This is a genomic window from Chromatium okenii, from assembly GCF_002958735.1.
Lineage (GTDB): Bacteria > Pseudomonadota > Gammaproteobacteria > Chromatiales > Chromatiaceae > Chromatium > Chromatium okenii_A.
On sequence record NZ_PPGH01000034.1, the window covers coordinates 124693 to 145807 of the forward strand.

Here is a 21115-nt window from a genome sequence, read left to right on the forward strand (position 1 = left end):
CGGGCGTCATTCCCAATCGACGGCGGGATGTCAATTGACCGGCAATGAGGCGACGACTAGCATCCTGTCTGGTTTTACATCCCGCAATGTCGCTTTCATTGTTGAATTGCGGTTATCACGAATTACCGCGCCACTATCGGCGCAATACTTTTAACTGAGGGTGATGTCATGGGTTTTGCTGGATTAAGTATTGGGCACATTTTGGTGGTTTTAGTGGTGGTGATTTTGGTATTCGGCACCAAAAAACTGGGCAATATCGGCAGCGATTTAGGCGCAGCGATTAAAGGTTTTCGTAAAGCAATGGCTGATTCTAGCGATCCAGCAGACGACGCTGCATCTCATGCCGCGCCAGCAACACCACGCGCAGAATCCAATTCTGCAACGCCGAAATAAGCGGCAGGTCAAGCCATGAATTTATCCTCTCCTGCGTTAGCGCCTCGCGCCCGCTTGGGCGTGTTGTCAATGGCGGCTTTGGGCATTGTTTATGGCGACATCGGCACCAGTCCGCTGTACGCCATCAAAACCGTGTTTGCCAATGATCGTCATCCAGTGCCGGTCGATGCTGAAAACATCCTCGGCGTGTTGTCGCTGGTGTTTTGGTCATTGCTGATTGTGGTCACGCTGAAATACGTCGTTCTCATTCTGCGAGCGGACAATCGTGGCGAGGGTGGAATCATGGCGCTGATTGCGCTGGTGCAACGGCGCATCGCCAATCAACCCATCGGGCAACGTTTGATTTTGCTGGGATTATTTGGCGCGGCGCTGTTTTACGGCGACGGCATTATCACGCCAGCAATCTCGGTGCTCTCCGCTGTGGAGGGCTTGAAAATGGTCACGCCCGACTTGGAAGAGTGGATTCTTCCGATAACGCTGGCGATTTTGTGCGGGCTATTTGCCGTACAACGCCACGGCACAGCACAGGTCGGCAACTGGTTTGGGCCGATCATGGCAATCTGGTTTCTGACGCTCGCGGTGTTGGGAATCGACGGCATCATTGCGGAACCGGCAGTGCTCGCAGCGTTGTCGCCAATTTACGCGCTGAATTTTTTCGTGGCACATCCGGCATTGGCATTTTTTTCATTGGGATCAATCGTGCTGGCAGTGACGGGAACCGAGGCGCTGTATGCCGACATGGGACATTTTGGGCGCGGACCGGTGCAATTGGCGTGGGGCGCTCTGGTGTTGCCCGCATTGACGTTGAACTATTTTGGGCAGGGCGCACTGCTACTGGCGCAGCCGCAAACCGTCACCGATCCGTTTTTTCATCTCGCGCCAGCATGGGCGTTACTGCCTTTGGTGCTGCTGGCGACGGTCGCCACCGTGATTGCGTCACAAGCCGTGATTTCGGGAGCATTTTCGATGACGCGGCAGGCGATTCAACTCGGCTATTTGCCACGCATGGTGGTGCAACACACTTCTAGCGCCGAACGTGGGCAGATTTATGTGCCAGCGATCAATTGGTTGCTCTTCATCGCGGTCATCGCGCTGGTGTTGAGCTTCGGTAGTTCCGACAAATTGGCTGCCGCTTACGGCGTAGCAGTGACCGGAACCATGAGCATCACCACCGTGCTGGTGTTTGTTGTGGCGCGTCGCCGCTGGCGCTGGGGCAGCGTGCGGACATTCACGGTGCTCGGTCTATTTTTAGCGATTGATCTGGCGTTTTTCGCAGCTAATCTCCCCAAATTGAGCGAAGGCGGATGGTTTCCGCTGGTGTTTGCGGCGCTGGTCTTTGTGCTGATGAGCACTTGGAAACGCGGACGGGCGCTGATTCTGGAACGGTTGACCCACAATAGTTTGCCGCTGGCGGAATTCATGGCGCAGATCGAAGCTGCCAACATTCCAACGGTCTCAGGAACAGCGGTGTATCTCTCGGCGCGTTCTCGTCAGGTGCCACACGCGCTGCTGCACAGTCTCAAACATTTCAAATGCTTGCATGAGCGCGTGGTGATTTTGCATCTCGCAGTGTTGAGCAAGCCCTACATCGCTGCGGACAAACGGATGCGCATTGACTCCATCAGCCCGCGCTTTTATCAGGCGCACATGGAGTTCGGCTTCATGGACACGCTGAACGTCGCCGAAGCAACTCATCTGTGTCAGAACCAAGATGTCAACTGCGATCCCGCCAACACGACGTTTTTCCTCGGCCGCGAAACGCTGGTGCCGACACAAGGCGCAGCAATGGCGATTTGGCGACAAAAATTGTTTATCGCGTTATTCCGCAATGCCAGCAGTCCGACTGCGTATTTCGGTTTGCCACCCAATCGCGTGGTGGAGCTTGGTGCGCAGGTGCAACTTTGATGCGCTGCACAATAAACTGACTTGCATGTCTGCGCAGGTCAGGAGTATAGTATTTTTGTGCGGTGCACCATTCATAATAACCACTGATTTTGTTGGAAAATTACTAATCATGAGGTCATCCGCCATGCCGTTAAATGCACCCGTACCGGAACACCCAATTGACCCTTTTTCTGCCGATCTTGTTGAAGGTGTGGCGCGAGTGGTCGCAGTGAAAGGCGACCGCGTGTGGCTGGAGCCAGAACTCACCAGTTCCTGCGGTGGCTGCGCTGCATCTGGGTTGTGTGGCGCAAAAGGGATCGGTACGGCGGCGAATCGGCTCGAAATACGGCGGTTTGAGTTGGTCAACGCAGCACAGTTGGTCGTCGGCGAGCGGGTCATCATTGGTGTGGACGGGCGGGCGCTGCTCAAAGCATCGGTTACAGCCTATGCGCTGCCGTTGGTCATCATGTTGAGTGCTGGCGCGGTGGCACAAAATATCGCCCAGAGCGATGGCGTGACCATGATTGCGATGGCAAGCGGGTTGGCATTTGGTTTGCTTTTAGCACGCTGGATTGCACGGTGGCTCAGTACGCGTGGTCAACTTGCCCCACGTTTTCTGCGCCGTGCTGATGCAGAAGAAGCCTGTAAAATCAGTTCATTAGAGAGTTAAAACGATGCAAGAATACATCCTGTTAATGGTCGGAGCGGCGCTGGTCAACAATGTGATTTTGGCGCGGTTTCTCGGGCTGTGTTCGTTCATGGGCGTTACCACGCGCATCGACACCGCTATCGGCATGGGGCTGGCGACGACGTTCGTGATTACCGTGTCGTCAATGGGCAACTGGGGCGTTGAGCAATATCTGCTGGAACCCTATCACCTCGGTTATCTGCGCACCGTGACCTTTATTTTAATCATCGCTGGCGCAGTGCAATTTACTGAAATGACCGTGCGGAAAGTGTCGCCACCGCTGTTTCAAATGCTGGGCATTTATCTGCCGCTGATTACCACCAATTGTGCGGTATTGGGCGTGGCACTGATTTTGGTTGAAGGAAAGATGACATTTATCGCTGCGACATTGTTCGCTTTTGCCTCTTCGCTCGGCTACAGCTTGGTCATGGTGATTTTCGCCGGACTGCGTGAGCGGCTGGCGCTGGCGGAAGTGCCGCGTTTATTTGCTGGACCGCCGATTGGTTTCATCGTCGCCAGCCTGCTGGCATTGGCATTTTTAGGTTTTTCGGGCATTAGCACGACGTAAATCATCAACGGGGGGCTGAAACAATGTTTACCGCAGTAGGAAGTTTGACCGTCATGGGCGTGGCACTCGGTGGCCTGTTAGGGGTTGCAGCACGGTTACTCGCCGTTGATGAAGACCCGTTGGAACAGGAGTTGCAGGCGATGTTGCCCGGTTCGCAATGCGGACAATGCGGGTTTGTCGGCTGCGCTCAGGCAGCAGTGGCACTTGCGAAAGGTGAAGCGCCAGTCACGCTGTGTCCGCCCGGTGGCAAGGCAGTCGCAGAACAGCTCGCCAAACGGCTGGGCGTGAGCGTCGATCTCAGTCATCAGGAAGCGCGAGTGCCGGTGTATGCACTGATTGACGAGACGTTGTGCATTGGTTGCACCCGCTGCGTTAAAGAATGTTCGGTAGACGGCATCATCGGCGCGAGCAAATTGATGCACACCGTCGTTGCTGAGGTTTGTCACGGTTGCGGCAAATGTGCCGAAGCCTGTCCGACTGACGCAATTACGATGGTCGAGATTCCGCGCACCTTGGCGACTTGGCATTGGCCAAAACCGGCTGCCAATAAATTGCATTGAGATTTACTTTCCGCCGCCGCTCGTTGCAAAAATAGAGCGGTCGGTGGTTCCTGTTTTGGAGTCGCTAAACCATGAAACTCTTTCCCATCCGGGGCGGTATTCACCCCGACTATCACAAGGAACTCAGCGGCGAGCAGGCGATAGAACCGATGCCGCTGCCTGCGCGTCTCTACATTCCGGTGCAACAGCACATCGGCGCACCAGCGGAAATTTTGGTTGCGGCAGGCGATGCCGTGAAAAAAGGTCAATTGATCGCTCGCCGTCAAGGTCAAGTCTCCGCGCAGCACACGCGCCGACCTCCGGCGTGATCGCCGCAGTGACTGAAGTGCCAGCGCCGCATCCGTCTGGGTTGCCGCAATCAACCATCGTCATTGAACCCGATGGTCAAGAAGAATGGGCTGCATTGCCCGATCCAATTGCTGATCCGTTTGCCGTTGCGCCCGCAGTCATCGCCGACCGCGTGGCGGAATCCGGCATTGTCGGCATGGGCGGCGCGACCTTTCCGTCGGCAGTCAAACTCAATCTCGGCATTCGTTACAAAATTGAAACGCTGTTGATTAACGGCGCGGAATGCGAGCCGTATCTCACCTGCGACGACCGCCTGATGCGCGAACACGCAGTCGAGATCATCGATGGCGCTCGCATCATGGCGTATGCGCTGGGCGCACCGCGCATCGTGGTGGCGATTGAGGAAAACAAACCTCATGCGATTGCCGCAATGACAGTTGCTGCCGAATCCTTTTCGCAGATTGAAATTGCCGTGCTGCCGGTGAAATATCCGATGGGTTCTGAGCGTCATCTGACGCTGGCGATCACCGGACAGGAAACGCCAGCACGGAAATTGACCGCAGATTTGGGCGTGGTCGTGCATAACGTCGCTACTGCTCGCGCTGTGCATGAAGCCGTGCGCTTCGGTCGTCCGCTGCTGCGGCGCGTGGTCACGGTGAGCGGCGAAGCGATTCGCACTCCGAAAAATGTTGAAGTCGCACTGGGAACGCCAGTAACAGAACTGATTGATTTCTGTGGCAGTTTTGCGCAGCGCCCAGAGCGGATTATTCAAGGTGGACCGATGATGGGCACGCCGCTGCCGAATTTGGATGTGCCGGTTGTCAAAGGCATGTCTGGCATTTTGGCGCTGACTGCGACCGAAATTAACGACCGTCCCGCTGATCCCTGCATCCGCTGCGGCGCTTGCGTCAACATCTGCGCGTGCGGTCTGACACCAGTCGAATTGGCAGCAAATATTCGCCACGACAATTTGGAAGGCGCAGTCAAACTGGGTTTACTCGATTGCGTGTCCTGCGGCAGTTGTTCATGGGTTTGTCCGTCGCATATTCCGCTGGTGCACTATTTCAATTACGCCAAGGGCGCGTTGAATGCGCAGGATCGGGAGCAGCGCAAAACCGAGCGCACCAAGCAATTGGTGGAAGCCAACGCAGCGCGTCAAGCCCGAATCGCGGCGCAACGTGCAGCGAACCGTAAACCCAAACCTGCGACTGGTGAGGTACAGCCATGAGCGATGTGGCGAGCATTTTGCAAAGTGGTCCGTTTGCGCACAGCACCAACACCGTGCAGCGCACCATGTTTCTGGTGGTGCTGGCGCTGACTCCAGCCACGCTATTTAATCTCTATCTCTTTGGTTGGCCGTCAATTTTTCTATTTGCCGTGACCATCGGCTCCTGCGTCGCGCTGGAAGGCATTGCGCTGTTGCTGGCTGGACGCCCACTGCTGCGTACCCTGACCGACGGCTCGGCGATTCTCACTGGCTGGCTGCTGGCGATGACGCTGCCGCCGTGGGCGCCGTGGTGGATCGGGCTGCTCGGCGCAGTGTTTGCAATTCTGTTGGCAAAACAAGCCTTTGGCGGACTGGGACAGAATTTATTTAATCCAGCGATGGTGGCCCGCGTCGCGCTGCTGGTGTCATTTCCGGTCGTGATGACCGCATGGATTGCACCACATCCGCTGTTTAGCGCTGGCTCACCAGACATCACGCAATCGGTCGCCATTACTTTTGGCGGTGAAATGCCCGATGGCGTGACCGCAGCGACGGCGCTCGGTTACGTCAAAACTGAATTGTCACGCGGCATTCCGGTCTCGCAATCGCTCGTTGAATACGGACGCGGCAGTAATCTCACCTACACCCCCGATTTAATGGATTTAGCGACTGGCTATAAACCCGGCAGTTTGGGTGAAACTTCAGCCATTCTCATTCTGCTGGGCGGACTGTATTTAATTCGGCGACGAATTATCACTTGGCACATTCCGGCGATGGTGCTGGGAACGCTATTTATCATGGGAACGGTATTTAATCTGCTCGACGCAAGTCGATTTGCTCCCGGTTTGTTCCATGTCTTTTCTGGTGCGACTTTTCTCGGCGCTTTTTTCATCGCCACCGATTACGTCACTTCACCCGTCTCAATACGCGGACAAATCATTTTCGGAATTGGCATTGGGCTATTAACTTGGGTGATTCGTACCTTTGCTGGTTATCCCGAAGGGATGGCATTTGCAGTGCTATTGATGAATTCACTCACGCCCATTATTGACCAATACACTCGTCCACGTTTGTTTGGGCGTACCAGTAAAGGCGAGCCATTGCCGATTAAGGTGCAAGCATGACGTTTCATTTCAATAGAGAAAACACCACAACACACGCGATTATTCTCGGCATTTTTTGCTTAGGTTTTGGCATTTTTCTCGCACTCACTGAATGGGTGACACGCGATTCAATTGCAACTCGGGCAATGGAAGATCGCCAGAATTCATTAGGTCAAGTGATGCCAGCCGAAATTCACGATAACAATCCAGTGCTGGATACTCTGATGATGCAGGATGACGAAGGACATGACATCACGGTCTATCGCGCTCGTAAAGCCGGTTTAGTGACTGGTGTCGCGTATGAAACTTTTGGTTCCGGTTATGCCGGACAAATGAAGTTTATGATCGGTGTTGATGCGGAAGGACGCCTTCTCGGTGTGCGCGTATTAAGCCATAAAGAAACACCTGGATTAGGCGACAAAATCGAAACTAAAAAGGGTGATTGGATTCTTCAATTCACTGGATTGTCATTGGGCAATCCACCGGTCGAAAAGTGGAAAGTGAAAAAAGATGGCGGTCAATTTGACCAATTCACTGGCGCAACCATTACGCCACGCGGCACGGTTAAAGCGATTCGTCGCGGATTGGAATTCTTCGATGCGCATCGAGCGCAATTGCTGGAGATCAATTGATGGCAACTGCAAATTACGGTCGGATCATCCGCGATGGTCTATGGGATAACAACGGCGTATTAGTGATGCTGCTCGGCATGTGCCCCACAATGGCAATGACCACCAGCGCCACCAATGGATTAGGCATGGGATTAGCGACTGCGGTCGTGATGGCTGCATCTAACTTAATGGTTGCCGCGTTCCGCAATTATATTACGCAAGAAGTCCGTATTCCCGTTTACATCTTGATCGTTGCTGCAAACGTTACCTTTGTTGATTTAACAATGAATGCGTGGATGCACGAGTTGTATAAAGTGCTGGGGCTGTTTATTCCATTGATCGTATCAAACTGTTTACCATTGGCGCGTCTGGAATCATTCGCTTCTAAAGAACCGGTCATGCCAGCGTTAATGGATGGTATTTTCATGGGATTGGGATTCACGCTGGCATTGACGTTAATTGGCGCAGTCCGCGAAATTACTGGCTCTGGAACACTGTTTGCAGATGCGTCATTGTTATTAGGGCCAGCGTTTACTTTTATGGAATTGCGCATCATGCCCGCTGATATGGGCGTATTGATGATGGTGCTGCCACCGGGCGGATTTCTCGTGACTGGATTGGTGGTCGTCGGCAAGCGCCTGCTTGACCTCCGCGCCGGTAAGAGTATTCAAATGGCTGGTGCGCATAGCGTCTGAGGACATTTTAATGAATATCAACATTATTTATGCGCTGGCAAAACGCCAGCTCTGGCTCACAGTAGATGTGCCAGAAGGTTCCACCATTCAGGATGCAATTGATCGTTCTGGTATTCTTACGCAATGCCCAGACATTGATCTTGAGCAGCAAAAAGTTGGCGTGTTTGGCAAAGTTTCCGCATTGAATACTGTCCTTGCAGATGGTGATCGTGTTGAAATTTATCGTCCGTTAATTGCTGATCCTAAAGCGATGAAAGGACGCGCTAAAACAGAAACCGTAGCAACTACAACGCAGTCTTAATTTCTGTTTTATCAATGGATAAAAAACCGCTTTCAGAATGTCTGAGGCGGTTTTTTTATGTCTTGTGTTTTGATGATTAAACTCTCACTTTCAATCGACAACCTTCAACGATGAGAAACAAACCATGACTATTCACGTTCATAGCTACGCCACGCATTCCGCAACCAGTGAGTTAGTTCCTTTCGTATTTGAACGGCGCGATCCTCGTCCCAGCGATGTTGCAATTGATATTCTATATTGCGGCATTTGCCATTCCGATATTCATTCGGCACGCAATGAATGGGGCTGGACGCAATATCCATTTGTGCCCGGACATGAGATCATCGGGCGCGTGTGCGCAGTCGGCAATGAAGTTAATCAATATAAAGTTGGAGATTTAGTTGGAGTTGGTTGTTTAGTCGATAGCTGCGGACATTGCGATTCATGCAATGATGGATTGGAGCAGTATTGCAATAACGGATTTACCGGCACTTATGGTGGTGAAGATAAAATCGGCGGCACTCCGCATAGGCTGACTTTTGGCGGTTATTCAGAAAAAATTACCGTGGATGAACACTTTGTATTGCGCATTCCAGATAATCTTGATCCAGCGGCGGCAGCGCCATTACTCTGTGCTGGTATTACGACTTATTCACCGCTGAAGCATTGGAAAGTTGGCGCTGGGCAAAAGGTCGGTATTATTGGATTGGGCGGTCTTGGGCACATGGGCGTTAAATTTGCCCACGCGATGGGCGCTTACGTCGTGATGATTACTACTTCACCGGAAAAAGGCGCGGACGCGCAGAAGCTGGGTGCGAATGAAGTCTTATTATCAAAAGATGCGCAAATGATGGCAGCCGCGCACAATAGCTTTGATTTTTTACTTAATACCATCCCGGTTGGTCACGATGTTGATCCGTATATGGCGCTATTAAAACGTGATGGCACAATGGTTATTGTTGGCGCAGTTGAATCATTAACTCAAGTCAGCGGTATTCCATTGATTTTTCGGCGGCGTTCGCTGGCTGGCTCATTGATTGGTGGTTTGCCAGAAACGCAAGAAATGCTTGATTTTTGCGGCCAACACAACATCACTTGTGACATCGAAATGATTGCGATGAAAGACGTTAACCACGCTTATGATCGCACAGTTAAAAGCGATGTGAAATACCGCTTTGTCATTGATATGGCATCGCTGAAATCTTGATCGAAAAAACTGACATCGGTATTGCTTCAAATGCCGATGCCAGTTTTTGTAATAGTGATTTAATTCCGATAACAGCAATTAAAAAGCGCAGGTTTATTCAACGCGATTAACGCCCACCAATTCCACGCATTCGCGCAAAATCAAGCATCCGTTGAATAGGAATCACTGCGCGTTCTCGAATTGCTGCGTCAATCACAATTTCTTGATCGCCATTGCGCAATACCTGCGCCAAATTATGCAACGCATTCATGCCCATCCACGGGCAATGAGCGCAACTTTCGCAGGTCGCACCTTCGCCCGCAGTCGGCGCAGGAATCAGCGTTTTGTGCGGCGCGAGCTGGCGCATTTTCCAGAAAATTCCGGCATCGGTCGCAACGATAAACGTTTGATTTGGCAACGTAACACTGCGTTAATCAGCTGCGTCGTCGAGCCAATCACATTGGCTTGATCGACAATGTCATCCGGCGCTTCTGGGTGCACGAGCACCGCCGCATCGGGATGAAGTTTGCGCACTCGCGCCAGCGCCACTGCCTTAAATTCCTCATGCACGACACAGGAGCCATTCCACAGCAGCATCTCTGCGCCAGTCACGCGCTCAATGTAATGACCGAGATGTTTATCCGGTGCCCACAGAATTTTCTGATGCTGCGCTTTCAAATGTTCGACGATCGGCAGCGCGATGCTGGAAGTCACCACCCAATCTGCTCGCGCCTTTACTCGGCGCTGGTGTTCATACACGACCACCGTGTGATCAGGATGCGCATCGCAAAAAGCACTGAACGTTTCCGCTGGCAACCTTCATCCAACGAGCATGTCGCCCGCAAATCCGGCATCAACACCCGTTTTTCGGGATTGAGAATCTTCGCGGTCTCGCCCATAAAGCGCACACCGCACACGACCAGCGTCGCAGCATCGGTCGCAGCGCCAAACCGCGCCATTTCCAATGAATCGGCAACGCAGCCGCCGCTGGTTTCAGCAAGTTCCTGTAAATCATCATCGGTGTAGTAATGCGCCACCAGCACAGCATTGTTGGCTCGCAGTAGCGCGAGAATTTCCGCTTTCAGATCAGCCTTCTCGTCGGCAGTCAAACTCGGCCACTGCGGATGTGGCGGCACGGTGATCGGTAGTGATGGCGGAAGCGGCTGGCGCATGATTCAACTCCCCATTCCAAATTTGAAAAACTGGCGCGGCGCAGTAGCCACCGGCTCGCGGACACCTCGCGGATTGGTAAAACGTTCATTAAGCGTTTGAATATAACTTTCACAACCTTGCAGCACTTCATCCACTTCAGCGCGGATTGGCGATTCCAACCAATTGGACGCCCTAATAAAATCGTGCGCCAAAACCGTGAATTGCGATGAAAAGTTGCTAATACATTGCCCGGCGGATGACGTTGTTCAATCTGCTGGCGCAACCACGGCAGCACACTCATTACCGCCAGTTTACGCATTCCAAAATGCCCGCCAATCAATGCGAGTATTAATAGCGTCTCAAACCACGCCACGCCACCTTCAATTGAATTGAGCACATCCAACCATTGCGCTTGATAATTCAAACCGTGCCAATGCCCAGCATTCACACTCCAACTCATAAAACTCACAATAAGTACAATCATCATCACGGCATCAGCAAGTAATGTACGATTACGCCAGCGCTGCAATGCTGTGGTTAATAGCGGCATCGCATTTTGTTCTAAATCAGCGGCACTTTTGCGCAGCGCAGCGACGATACGATAAGCGCGTTCAATTTCCACCCGCTCCATGCGCTGATAAATTTCACCGAGGTCTTCATCGCGCTTTTTTTCAAAACGCTGGCGGCGATGTTCATCGGGAATTTGCGTGTGGTGAATCGGGACTGTAAATCGTATAAAAGCGCCCCGCAGTTAATCCAGCTTCACCCATTGCCCGCAGCCATGCTGCTACTACATCTTCAGGATTATCTTCATTGCAGCGGAATCTAATTGATTGAGAATATACAGAAACTTTCCAGAATCTGGGCGGTTAATCGTTTCTTTCACTAAATGCTTTAGCGTGTCGCGCATTGCGCCCGGTTCAGGATGCCGCGCATCAAATAGCACCAGCACTAAATCCGATAAATCAATCATGTGGTTACTAATGCGCAATACGGCGTGCGCTGGGCATCAGCATCAAAGCCGGGAGAATCAATTAAAATTTGCCGCGCAATCGTTCACTGCAACAGGTTTTCAATTGCAAATAAGCGTCGATGCGATTGCCTTCACCATTCGCTGCGGCGTTAATGTCCTGCGACATGCGATAAAACGGAAAACGCGGATCAGAATCAGTGAGACACCGGGCAATGAATGACTCACGGGTTCGGGCTATACACGATCACCGTAAAACGATCATCCACTGCTTGATTGCCGGTGCGCTGGAGTTTTTGCCCCAGATAATTATTCACAAAAGTTGATTTGCCAGCAGAAAAAGTGCCGAGAATTGAAATTAACGGCCACCATGGAATTTGGTTTGCAAAAGACTGATTCGTTTCTAAAAGCCCCACGCGATAAGCAATTTGATCGAGTGCGCGAAAACTTTGCACGGCATTGAGTAATACCGGATTTTCTTGCCCTAAATGCAATTCCAATTCGTGTAAGCGTTGCGCAATGGCATCGGATGATGAAGTCATGGCTTTGGTTCTCAAAAGTGCGTTTTTCATTCTAAAAAGGCGTCAGGATGTTACACCGAGCGCGATAAGTATTGCGATGGCAATGAAATAATGCTGAACATTGATTCCCAGTGTCGTGCGGTTGACTGGTCGCTGCTGCACAGTGGCGCAGGTACGGCAGCGTGGCGGACTTTTGTAGTTTGTCATGTTACGCTTTCAAAAATCGCGCAACGATAATAGGCAAGCGGTCAACACAGAAAATGTTGCTGTTTGACGCATTTAAAAACATTGATCGTGATTAAGATCGACTTCGCTTTAGAAATGCCGCCCGCCTGCTCAACATCCGTCCGCGATGTGCACCGGCGGGCATTTGGACTCAAAAACAGCGTTTGGTGTGCAATCCGATGGGAATACAGAGAAAAATCGCTTCTGCCGCGTGTCTGCTAACCCTCTCCGTCTCCACTCTTTTAGTTTGGCTGATCCGCAGCGCGTCAGGCGTTTGGCGACTCGGTCGTCGTGCAACAAGCACAAGGTGCGCCAACGGTGTCACTTGGCGGCACGGTGGTTGCGTACAAGAAGTCACGCTGGCGGCGCAATTGCCGGGGCGCGTGACCTTTATTGCTGGGCGCGAGGTGATTCTTTGAAAACAGCGCCTTGCTGGTTGCCATTGGCGATGAAGAATTGCTGGCGAATCGGCGAGCATTGTTAGCGCAAATGGCCACTGCGGATGCGCAGTTGCGCAACGCTGGTGTGCAATACGGGCGAGAAATTGAGTCTCCACAGTCCGCACTGCGCCCGGTGGCATGGGTTTGCCCAATCTTTTCGATCAGATGTTCACCCGCCCGCGAGAGCTTCATGGGTGATCGGGATCGCTCGACGGAACGTTCTGCGGATTTGTTTGCTTCTGGCATTCAGATTCAGGAAGCGCGGAATGCGATGGCGCAGCTACAAGCGGAATTGCAGGCACTGGATTCTAAAATCCGCGATGCCCGCAGCATTGCGCCGTTTACTGGCGTGATCGTGAAAAAGTTTGTGGAAGTTGGCGACACAGTGCAGCCCGGAACGCCGCTGCTGAATTTTGCCGACGTGGAGTATTTGCAGGTGGAAGTTGAAATTCCGGCTCGGCTCCGCTCCGCGCTGAAAGAGGGGCAAATGGTGGAAGCCGAACTTGATCCCACCAATCGCCGCGTGCCGGTGCGCGTGGCGCACATTTTCCCAATGGCCGATCCGCAACGGCACACGGTGAAAATTAAGTTTGATCTGCCGCAAGGCGTATCTGAACCGGGCATGTATGCACGGGTTTTGGTGCCGGATACCACCGTGACTGCTGCTGCGAATCCGATCATTCCGAGCACGGCAGTGCGCTACAACGGCAGCTTGCCGGGGGTTTATGTCATTTCAGACAACGGCGAACCAACGCTGCGGCTGATTCGTGTCGGTGAAGAACTCGGCGATGGTTTGGTGACAGTACTCAGCGGTTTAAAAGTCGGTGAGCGCGTGTTGGTTAATCCCGGTCCGAATATCAGCGCTGGCTGGGCAAAAGATGGCGCGAGCCACTAAAACGCTATTTTGACTGCTGATGCTGCCGCGTTGTGGCAACTGCCCGAATAATCAGGATTTTTCATGAACGACAAAGTGATTCCGCAAGTGCAACCCGACAGCCAGCCGCCACAATCGGCATTTAGAACCGATGACGAATATCTGGGGTTGGCCGGACGTGCGGCGAAATTTTTCATTCGGTCGCCGCTGTCGCCGTTGTTTTATGTCGCCATGCTGATGATGGGGCTGCTGGGGCTGCTGATGACGCCGCGCCAAGAAGACCCGCAAATCTCAGTGCCGATGATCGACATCATGATTGATTATCCGGGCGCATCAGCGCAGCAGGTCGCCAATTTAGCGACCCAACCGCTCGAACGGATTATGAGCGAAATTCCCGGTATCAAACACGTCTACTCCGCGTCGCAGCGCGGGCAAGGCATTGTTACGATTGAATATGAAGTTGGTCAAAAGATGGGGCCGTCGCTGGTCAAGGTGAATGACAAACTCGCCTCGAACATGGACAAAATTCCGCCGGGCATGTCGCCGCCGCTGGTGAAAAGCAAAGGCATTGACGATGTGCCGGTGGTGACATTGACGCTGTGGTCAAAGGATTTGGATAAAGACGGCGTGCCCGATGTCGATGATGGGCAATTGCGGTTGCTGGCGCAGGACACGTTGCAGGCGATTAAACAAGTCAAAAACACCGGCAATGCCTTTATCGTCGGCGGTCGCCACGAGCAGGTCACGATTAACGTTTCGCCGGAAAAATTAGCCGGTTATCAAATCAGTCTCGATCAGGTCGCGCAGACGCTGAAAAGTGCCAATGCTGAGGCGACGGCTGGCGGCGTGGAAGCCAGCGGTTCACATTTCAGTGTGACCACTGGCGCATTTTTGACCAGTGCTGAAGACATCAAGCGGCTGGTGGTGGGCACGTTCAATGACATGCCGGTGTACATGCGCGATGTTGCTGATGTCGCACTGGGATCGGAAGATGCCAAACAACTGGTGGCGTATTACACCGGTCCGGCAGACGACACGAAAACCCGCGCTGATGGGCAACCCGCAGTCACGATTGCCGTTGCAAAGAAAGAATTGACCAACGGTGTCACAGTGGCGCAGGCAATTTTAGATCGCGTTGAGGAACTGAAAGGCTCGCGAATTCCTGACAATGTTGAAATCAGCGTCACGCGCAATTACGGGCAAACTGCCGATCAAAAAGTTTCCGAACTGATTTTCAAACTCATCAAAGCCACGTCATTCGTCGTGGTGTTGGTATTGCTGGCATTTCGTGCGCTGCGCCCAGCAATTGTGGTCATGCTGGTGATTCCGGTCGTGCTGTTTATGACCGTGTTCACCGCGTGGGTCAGTAATTTCACGATTGACCGCGTGAGTTTATTCGCGCTGATTTTCTCCATCGGCATTCTGGTCGATGACGCGATTGTCGTAATTGAAAACATCTACCGGCGCTGGCTAGAAGCTGGGCGCACCGATGAAGACACCGCCGTCGATGCAGTGCGCGAAGTCGGCAATCCAACCATTTTGGCGACCTTCACGGTGATTGCGGCACTGCTGCCGATGGGTTTTGTCAGCGGCATGATGGGTCCGTACATGGCACCGATTCCGGTGCTCGGCTCGGTCGCAATGTTCATTTCACTGTTCGCTGCGTTTGCGTTTACGCCTTATCTCGCTATTTCCAGTTGGCTGCGTCCATCAATGCGCTATCTCGAAGCCGCTGAAGTCCGCGAGCACAAGGGCGCAGAACGGATGGAGCGTTTTTTCCGGCGCATTCTCACGCCGTTGATCGAGGATCGCAGCAAGCGCCGGACTTTCCGCATGGTGCTGTGGGGAAGTTTTCTGCTGGCGTGTTCGTTTTTCTATTTTCATCTGGTCGCAGTCAAAATGATGCCGCTGGATAACAAGCCGGAATTCTCGGTGGTTATCGACATGCCCGAAGGCACGGCGCTGCCGGTCACGGCGAATCTGGCGCAGCGCATGGCGGAACAGTTGCGCACTTTGCCGGAAGTGATCGCCATTCAGCTTTACGCCGGCACGGCGCGTCCGTTCGATTTCAACGGTATGGTGCGTCATTACTACCTGCGTCAAGACCCGTGGAATGGCGAATTGCAGGTGCAACTGACTGATAAACATGATCGCCAGCGCACCAGTCACCAAATTGCGACGCAAGCGCGGGAATTGCTCGCCCAGTTAGCGCGGGACGCTGGCGCTAAAATTGCCGTCGTGGAAATGCCGCCCGGACCGCCGGTGTTGCAGTCGGTCGTCGCCGAAATTCACGGTCCATCTCCAGAATTGCGCCGCGAGTTTGCCCGCGATGTCACCAGCTTTTTTGAGCAAGCCGAAAGTACGCGAGATGTCGATAACTATCTCCGCGCTCCCTACGATTATTGGCGCTTCGATGTCGATACCGAGAAGGCGGTGCGGCGCGGAATTTCGGTCGATACGATCAACCGCAATTTGGCGATGGCGCTCGGCGGCGCACCAATGGGTGACATCAAGCAGCAAGCGGGTCGCCAAAGTGGTCACGAGCCGATTCAGATTGTGTTGCAGGTGCCGCTGGCGGAACGGTCGCAGATTCAGCGCCTCGGCGATCTGCCGATTCGGTCGAATCAGCAGCAAACCGTGCCGTTGAGCGAGCTGGGACAATTCCAGCGTATGGCAGAAGAAGACATCATTTATCACAAGGACTTGCGTCCAGTGGAATATGTCGTTGCCGATGTAGGCGGACGGCTCGCTGCGCCGGTGTACGCGATGTTCCAGATTCAGGATTTGATGGCGGCGCAGAATTACACGGCGCCTGATGGCAGCCAACCGGCGCTTGGTGGCAGCTTTGATGATGGTTTTTACTGGCTCGGTCCACCGCCAGAGAGCAATCAGATGTCGTGGGAATGGGCGGGCGAGTGGACGGTCACTTACGAAACCTTCCGTGATATGGGCGCAGCGTTCGTCGTCGCGTTGGTGCTGATTTACATTTTGGTCGTGTGGGAATTCGGCAATTTCCGCATTCCGCTGGTCATCATGGCGCCGATTCCATTGACCTTGCTGGGCATTATTCCCGCGCACTCATTGATGTTTGCACTCGGCATGGGCGGTGAATTTACTGCGACCTCAATGATCGGCTGGATCGCGCTGGCGGGAATTATCGTGCGCAATTCGATTCTGCTGGTCGATTTTGCGATTCACGAAATTCACACCGGCGTTCCAGTCGATGAAGCGATGATTCGCGCCTGCAAAATCCGCACCCGCCCGATTTTGATTACCGCGCTGGCGCTGGTCGCAGGTTCGAGCGTCATCATCACCGATCCGATTTTCCAAGGCATGGCGATCTCACTGCTATCCGGCGTGTTGGTGTCAACGGTGCTGACGTTAATCGTCATTCCGCTGGGTTGCGTCGCTGCCAGCAAAGACATGTGCGAAATCGCGGGAGCGAGCGCACCGCCCGGCGTTTCGCTGCCCTGTCGGTTGATGAATAAGAAGGGCAAAACGGGACGCGGACTGTTTGGCTGGATCGCCGAAATTATGACGCTGGCGTTTTATTTGCTGCGCGGGATTGGGCTGTTGCTGTGGGAAGCGTTCAAAGGGCTGCTGCCGCAAAAATCGAAGAAGCCAGCGATAACGCCAAAATCATCGCCGCCACCTGTCGTGACGCCAGTGCCGGAAGAAGAAGTGCCGATGTCTGAAGTCGAAGTGCCAGCAACGGAATCTCCAACAAAACCAAGTCGTTCTGTCACGAAAAAAACGGTTGCGCCTGCCGAAGCGCCAGCGCCTAAACCTGCTGCTGCACCGCAAAAGAAGCCATCTCGTCGTGGGATTCGGTTAAAAACTGATGATGAGAGTGATCAGGATAAATCCTAAATTTCGTGCGCCACTATCGCGCATGGCTGGCAGTGGTGGGATTGGTAGTGTTTGGCGCTGCGGCTGAGGAAAATCCCCCCAACCCCCCTTTTTCAAAGGGGGGCTTTCCTTTTCCTTCCTTGCATACTGAAGAACAGAGGGAATTTTCAACCGAGCCGGTGTATCGGTTTCGCGGTGATCCGCCTCCCGGTCAACACGATCAACGCTTTCCTGATGACACGGGCAATTACCATTTCAGACCGCTTTCAGAACGCGAAAAAGCGCAGCGACAGTCACCATCTGGGTGGCGTCCGCTGGATCGCTAATCCGCCATTGACGATTCAACGAGGAGAATAAAACGTGAAAATTCAAAGAACAATGCAGATTTTAATCCTCGCGGGCGCAGCGTTAACGCTCACTGCGCAGGCAGCGGACACCGTGCAATTTTCGGCAGACATCACCACGAGCGGACCGGATGTGCCAGCGGCAACCGGCAAGATGTTCATCGGTGATGGTCGGGTGCGGATCGAGATGAAGCAGGATGGGCGTGAAGTGGTACGGATTCACGATCAGCAGCGGCGCGTGGAATGGATTCTGTTTCCGGCGGATAAACGCTATTTAGAAAATGCTGCACCTGCGGGTGAAAACACTGCGCCACCGCCCCCACCTTCAGCAGAAGATAATCCATGCGCGGGACTGCAAGACGTGACCTGTCAGCGCATCGGTGCGGAACAGGTAGGCGGACGCGATGCGATCAAGTGGGAAATGACCGTGACGCGAGACGGCAAAACCTTGACCGGAGCGCAGTGGCTCGATGTGCAACGCGGATTGCCGGTGAAATATGTCATGCCCAACGGTCAAACGATGGAATTAACGATGCTCGGCACGGAAACGCTCAACGGGCGTGATGTGGAGAAATGGGAAATGGTGGTCACGGTTCCTGAGCAAGCGCCGCTGCGGACGCTGCAATGGTATGACCCGCAGCTCAAACTGGCAGTGCGCGAGCAGTTCCCCGGCGATAACGTGCAGGCGTTGGAACATATCCAACTTGGCGCACAACCTGATGATTTATTTCGTGTTCCAGCAGAATATACCCGCATGGAACCCACACCGCCCACTGCGAAGTAAGGCGTTTACTCTCCATGATTACGATTGTCGGCAGTCTCAAAGGCGGTTCGGGTAAAAGCACTCTGACCTTTAATCTCGCAGTGTGGCTGGCGCTCGCCGAGGTCAACGTGATGTTGGTCGATGTTGATCCGCAGGCTACGCTTTCCGATGTGATTGAAGTGCGCAATGAAGAGCGGTTCACGCCAGCACTCACCACGCAAGGAAAAAACGTGTTAACTGCCAAGCACTTGCAGACGGCTGCGGAAACCCTGATCGACGTGGGCACTTCAGACATGGAAAGTATGCGGCTGGCACTGACGCTCTGTGATCGCGTGGTCGTGCCGGTTCCGCCATCGCAAGCTGATTTATGGTCAACGCAGCGTTATTTGCAATTGATCACATCAATTGAACGAAAAAAACCGCTCGACATCATTGGTTTTATCAATCGCGGCGATACGCATCATGGCGTCCATGAAACCAATGAAACTGCTGCTGCATTAATGGCTTTACCGGGTATTCGTTTTATAAAACCACGCCTTTCTCAGCGCACCGTTTTTCGGCGCTCATTCAGCGAAGGATTAGCGGTTTTTGAACTCGAATCACGCGGCAAAGCTGCCCGCGAGTTTATGGGATTAGCAGCAGCACTTTATCCGCATCTCGTCAGTTAGGTTAATTCATTATGACGACTGAAACGTTAACGAATGACGCACGAAAAGAATCCGCTGATTTGGATGCAATTAACACTGCTGCAACTGATTCACAACTCAATGCGTTTGCCATTGATCGACTGTCACAAGCCTTTGAAACCAGCGCAAAACGCTGGGAGTTAATTGTTTATCCGACGCTATTCGCCTTTATTATTTTGGCGGCTTATGGTTTCTATCTCATCTTTAGTTTAGCCAAGGATATGCACTATCTCACCGTGAGCGTTGATACCAACATGACGCACATGTCAAATAATATGCAAGCAATGTCAGAAAACGTGACGTTAATGAGCCGTCATGTGCAAGTCATGTCGGTGAGTGTCGATTCAATGTCACGGAATGTGAATACCTTGGAGCCGATGTTAATTAGCATTCAGAATATGGATCGTTCGATGCAAAGCATGACGTTAGCCACGACATCAATGCGTAATGATCTCGCAATTATGAATCAAAACATCAGTCGCCCCATGAATTTTGTGAATAAAGTGATGCCTTGGTAATTGATCCGCTATTTTTTTGGAATGAAAAAAGATGACTTCCGTAATCACTGACATTGCCATTTACATGACCGATTTGGGGCAACGTGCGCGTATTGCATCGCGGGTATTAGCGCGAGCAACTACGGGTCAAAAAAATGCGGCGCTGGCAGCAATTGCTGACGCATTGAATCAAGAGCGTGATGCCATTACGCAAGCGAATCAACGTGATTTGCAAGCAGGCGCAGCAAAAGGTTTAGATGCAGCATTATTAGATCGATTAGAACTCACACCAGCGCGAATTGACGCATGATTGCGGAGTGCGCGAAATCATCGCTTTGCCCGATCCGATTGGCGCAATTACTGATCTCAATGCGCGGCCATCAGGAATTCAAGTGGGACGAATGCGCGTGCCATTAGGCGTCATTGGATCATTTATGAATCGCGCCCAAATGTGACGGTAGACGCAGCGGCGTTGTGCTTAAAAGCTGGCAATGCAACGGTATTGCGCGGTGGATCAGAAGCGTTTGAATCAAATCAAGTGCTGGCGCGTTGCATTCAATTAGGTTTAGCGCAGACGGGGTTGCCGGTGACGGTGTGCAAGTGGTCGCAACAACTGATCGCGCAGCAGTTGGCGCAATGGTGACGATGCCAGAAGCCATTGATGTGATTATTCCGCGTGGTGGAAAAAGTTTAATTGAACGTATTAGTCGTGAAGCGCGTGTGCCGGTGATTAAACATTTAGACGGTATTTGTCACGTTTATATTGATCACTCTGCCGATTTGGATAAAGCATTTAATATCGCAATGAATGCAAAAACCCAGCGTTATGGCACTTGCAACACGATGGAAACGCTATTAGTTGATGCAGCAATTGCTGCAGATATTTTGCCGCGTTTAGCCGCAGCGTATCGAGAAAAAGGCGTGGAATTGCGCGGCTGTTCAACCACTTGCGCAATTACCGATGCAGTGGCTGCGACCGAAGCCGATTGGGATACTGAATATCTCGCGCCAATTTTGTCAATTCGAGTGGTGGATGGTATTGACGCTGCAATTGCGCATATTGCGCAACATAGCTCGGCGCATACTGATGCAATTGTGACCGAGAATTACAGCCGAGCGCAGCGGTTTTTGCGCGAAGTTGATTCCAGTTCGTCATGGTGAATGCTTCAACGCGATTTGCCGATGGTTTTGAATACGGGCTGGGTGCGGAAATCGGTATTAGTACGGATAAATTCCATGCGCGAGGTCCAGTGGGATTAGAAGGGCTGACCTCAGTGAAATTCATCGTGCTGGGTGACGGTCAGGTGCGCAGTTAAGCCGATAGTTTGAAT

General features: G+C 52.6%; 21 protein-coding genes and 3 pseudogenes. 19 read left to right on the plus strand and 5 right to left on the minus strand.

The window, feature by feature from the left end:
• Positions 1-168 precede the first annotated feature (168 nt).
• The 12 genes from tatA to CXB77_RS06705 all read left to right on the plus strand — a co-directional run bounded on the left by tatA (position 169) and on the right by CXB77_RS06705 (position 9484).
• Positions 169-393, plus strand: coding sequence for a twin-arginine translocase TatA/TatE family subunit (gene tatA / locus CXB77_RS23630; RefSeq protein ID WP_105073279.1), 225 nt, complete (start codon positions 169-171; stop codon positions 391-393).
• Between the two features lie 15 nt (positions 394-408).
• A complete protein-coding gene (locus tag CXB77_RS06660) occupies positions 409-2298 on the plus strand; it encodes a potassium transporter Kup (protein WP_105073280.1) in 1890 nt (629 codons plus the stop codon).
• Between the two features lie 124 nt (positions 2299-2422).
• Positions 2423-2947 carry a SoxR reducing system RseC family protein gene (locus CXB77_RS06665; RefSeq protein WP_105073281.1) on the plus strand — a complete coding sequence of 175 codons (525 nt, stop codon included), beginning with the start codon at positions 2423-2425 and terminating at the stop codon, positions 2945-2947.
• Between the two features lie 4 nt (positions 2948-2951).
• Complete coding sequence (gene rsxA, locus CXB77_RS06670) at positions 2952-3533, plus strand: electron transport complex subunit RsxA (protein ID WP_105073282.1); 582 nt, start codon at positions 2952-2954, stop codon at positions 3531-3533.
• Positions 3534-3556: 23 nt separating this feature from the next.
• Positions 3557-4093, plus strand: a complete 537-nt coding sequence (locus CXB77_RS06675; RefSeq protein ID WP_105073283.1) for an RnfABCDGE type electron transport complex subunit B — start codon at positions 3557-3559, stop codon at positions 4091-4093.
• A gap of 71 nt (positions 4094-4164) precedes the next feature.
• Positions 4165-4401 (plus strand): hypothetical protein, encoded by a 237-nt coding sequence (locus tag CXB77_RS21440; RefSeq protein WP_242445512.1) that lies wholly within the window; start codon positions 4165-4167, stop codon positions 4399-4401.
• Positions 4398-5609, plus strand: coding sequence for an electron transport complex subunit RsxC (rsxC, locus tag CXB77_RS06680; protein WP_242445513.1), 1212 nt, complete (start codon positions 4398-4400; stop codon positions 5607-5609). The genes CXB77_RS21440 and rsxC overlap by 4 nt, the downstream gene beginning before the upstream one ends.
• Entirely contained in the window at positions 5606-6712 is a 1107-nt protein-coding gene (locus CXB77_RS06685) for an RnfABCDGE type electron transport complex subunit D (RefSeq protein ID WP_105073284.1), read from the plus strand. Before rsxC ends, CXB77_RS06685 begins: the two co-directional genes overlap by 4 nt.
• Positions 6709-7323 carry an electron transport complex subunit RsxG gene (gene rsxG, locus CXB77_RS06690; RefSeq protein ID WP_105073285.1) on the plus strand — a complete coding sequence of 205 codons (615 nt, stop codon included), beginning with the start codon at positions 6709-6711 and terminating at the stop codon, positions 7321-7323. The genes CXB77_RS06685 and rsxG overlap by 4 nt, the downstream gene beginning before the upstream one ends.
• A complete protein-coding gene (locus CXB77_RS06695) occupies positions 7323-7997 on the plus strand; it encodes an electron transport complex subunit E (protein ID WP_105073286.1) in 675 nt (224 codons plus the stop codon). Before rsxG ends, CXB77_RS06695 begins: the two co-directional genes overlap by 1 nt.
• A 10-nt stretch (positions 7998-8007) precedes the next feature.
• Positions 8008-8298 carry an RnfH family protein gene (locus tag CXB77_RS06700; RefSeq protein ID WP_105073287.1) on the plus strand — a complete coding sequence of 97 codons (291 nt, stop codon included), beginning with the start codon at positions 8008-8010 and terminating at the stop codon, positions 8296-8298.
• Between the two features lie 124 nt (positions 8299-8422).
• Positions 8423-9484, plus strand: coding sequence for an NAD(P)-dependent alcohol dehydrogenase (locus tag CXB77_RS06705; protein WP_105073288.1), 1062 nt, complete (start codon positions 8423-8425; stop codon positions 9482-9484).
• A gap of 106 nt (positions 9485-9590) precedes the next feature.
• On the opposite strand, the pseudogene nadA reads toward CXB77_RS06705, so the two are convergent.
• The 5 genes and pseudogenes from nadA to CXB77_RS19645 all read right to left on the minus strand — a co-directional run bounded on the left by nadA (position 9591) and on the right by CXB77_RS19645 (position 12313).
• Positions 9591-10635: pseudogene (gene nadA / locus CXB77_RS06710) on the minus strand (quinolinate synthase NadA).
• On the minus strand, positions 10569-11246 hold the full coding sequence (locus tag CXB77_RS23635; protein ID WP_347338068.1) for a hypothetical protein: 678 nt from the start codon (positions 11244-11246) through the stop codon (positions 10569-10571). Before CXB77_RS23635 ends, nadA begins: the two are co-directional and overlap by 67 nt.
• A gap of 159 nt (positions 11247-11405) precedes the next feature.
• Positions 11406-11606 (minus strand): hypothetical protein, encoded by a 201-nt coding sequence (locus tag CXB77_RS23640; RefSeq protein WP_347338069.1) that lies wholly within the window; start codon positions 11604-11606, stop codon positions 11406-11408.
• A gap of 203 nt (positions 11607-11809) precedes the next feature.
• The gene (locus CXB77_RS23645; RefSeq protein ID WP_347338070.1) at positions 11810-12127 is read right to left on the minus strand and encodes a dynamin family protein; all 318 of its coding nucleotides are present in this window, start codon (positions 12125-12127) and stop codon (positions 11810-11812) included.
• 42 nt (positions 12128-12169) lie between these two features.
• Positions 12170-12313, minus strand: a complete 144-nt coding sequence (locus CXB77_RS19645; RefSeq protein WP_172452579.1) for a hypothetical protein — start codon at positions 12311-12313, stop codon at positions 12170-12172.
• A 197-nt stretch (positions 12314-12510) separates the two neighbouring features.
• Here CXB77_RS19645 and CXB77_RS06720 point away from each other — a divergent pair.
• The 7 genes and pseudogenes from CXB77_RS06720 (at position 12511) to CXB77_RS06750 (ending at position 21100) form a co-directional block, all read left to right on the plus strand.
• Positions 12511-13666 (plus strand): annotated as a pseudogene (locus CXB77_RS06720) (efflux RND transporter periplasmic adaptor subunit).
• 63 nt (positions 13667-13729) lie between these two features.
• A complete protein-coding gene (locus tag CXB77_RS06725; RefSeq protein WP_105073289.1) occupies positions 13730-17515 on the plus strand; it encodes an efflux RND transporter permease subunit in 3786 nt (1261 codons plus the stop codon).
• 5 nt (positions 17516-17520) lie between these two features.
• A complete protein-coding gene (locus CXB77_RS06730; RefSeq protein WP_105073290.1) occupies positions 17521-17820 on the plus strand; it encodes a hypothetical protein in 300 nt (99 codons plus the stop codon).
• Positions 17821-17854: 34 nt separating this feature from the next.
• Complete coding sequence (locus tag CXB77_RS06735) at positions 17855-18622, plus strand: hypothetical protein (protein ID WP_105073291.1); 768 nt, start codon at positions 17855-17857, stop codon at positions 18620-18622.
• A 14-nt stretch (positions 18623-18636) separates the two neighbouring features.
• A complete protein-coding gene (locus CXB77_RS06740; RefSeq protein ID WP_105073292.1) occupies positions 18637-19269 on the plus strand; it encodes an AAA family ATPase in 633 nt (210 codons plus the stop codon).
• A gap of 11 nt (positions 19270-19280) precedes the next feature.
• Entirely contained in the window at positions 19281-19805 is a 525-nt protein-coding gene (locus CXB77_RS06745) for a hypothetical protein (protein ID WP_105073293.1), read from the plus strand.
• A gap of 31 nt (positions 19806-19836) precedes the next feature.
• A pseudogene (locus CXB77_RS06750) lies at positions 19837-21100 on the plus strand (glutamate-5-semialdehyde dehydrogenase).
• The last annotated feature ends 15 nt before the right edge of the window (positions 21101-21115 follow it).

Excerpts from the sequence above, each read along its gene's own strand:
- tatA (WP_105073279.1), top strand. The coding sequence starts at position 169 with ATGGGTTTTGCTGGATTAAGTATTGGGCACATTTTGGTGGTTTTAGTG.
- CXB77_RS06660 (WP_105073280.1), top strand. The coding sequence starts at position 409 with ATGAATTTATCCTCTCCTGCGTTAGCGCCTCGCGCCCGCTTGGGCGTG.
- CXB77_RS06665 (WP_105073281.1), top strand. The coding sequence starts at position 2,423 with ATGCCGTTAAATGCACCCGTACCGGAACACCCAATTGACCCTTTTTCT.
- rsxA (WP_105073282.1), top strand. The coding sequence starts at position 2,952 with ATGCAAGAATACATCCTGTTAATGGTCGGAGCGGCGCTGGTCAACAAT.
- CXB77_RS06675 (WP_105073283.1), top strand. The coding sequence starts at position 3,557 with ATGTTTACCGCAGTAGGAAGTTTGACCGTCATGGGCGTGGCACTCGGT.
- CXB77_RS21440 (WP_242445512.1), top strand. The coding sequence starts at position 4,165 with ATGAAACTCTTTCCCATCCGGGGCGGTATTCACCCCGACTATCACAAG.
- CXB77_RS06685 (WP_105073284.1), top strand. The coding sequence starts at position 5,606 with ATGAGCGATGTGGCGAGCATTTTGCAAAGTGGTCCGTTTGCGCACAGC.
- rsxG (WP_105073285.1), top strand. The coding sequence starts at position 6,709 with ATGACGTTTCATTTCAATAGAGAAAACACCACAACACACGCGATTATT.
- CXB77_RS06695 (WP_105073286.1), top strand. The coding sequence starts at position 7,323 with ATGGCAACTGCAAATTACGGTCGGATCATCCGCGATGGTCTATGGGAT.
- CXB77_RS06700 (WP_105073287.1), top strand. The coding sequence starts at position 8,008 with ATGAATATCAACATTATTTATGCGCTGGCAAAACGCCAGCTCTGGCTC.
- CXB77_RS06705 (WP_105073288.1), top strand. The coding sequence starts at position 8,423 with ATGACTATTCACGTTCATAGCTACGCCACGCATTCCGCAACCAGTGAG.
- CXB77_RS23635 (WP_347338068.1), bottom strand. The coding sequence starts at position 11,246 with ATGGAGCGGGTGGAAATTGAACGCGCTTATCGTATCGTCGCTGCGCTG.
- CXB77_RS23645 (WP_347338070.1), bottom strand. The coding sequence starts at position 12,127 with ATGACTTCATCATCCGATGCCATTGCGCAACGCTTACACGAATTGGAA.
- CXB77_RS19645 (WP_172452579.1), bottom strand. The coding sequence starts at position 12,313 with ATGACAAACTACAAAAGTCCGCCACGCTGCCGTACCTGCGCCACTGTG.
- CXB77_RS06725 (WP_105073289.1), top strand. The coding sequence starts at position 13,730 with ATGAACGACAAAGTGATTCCGCAAGTGCAACCCGACAGCCAGCCGCCA.
- CXB77_RS06740 (WP_105073292.1), top strand. The coding sequence starts at position 18,637 with ATGATTACGATTGTCGGCAGTCTCAAAGGCGGTTCGGGTAAAAGCACT.
- CXB77_RS06745 (WP_105073293.1), top strand. The coding sequence starts at position 19,281 with ATGACGACTGAAACGTTAACGAATGACGCACGAAAAGAATCCGCTGAT.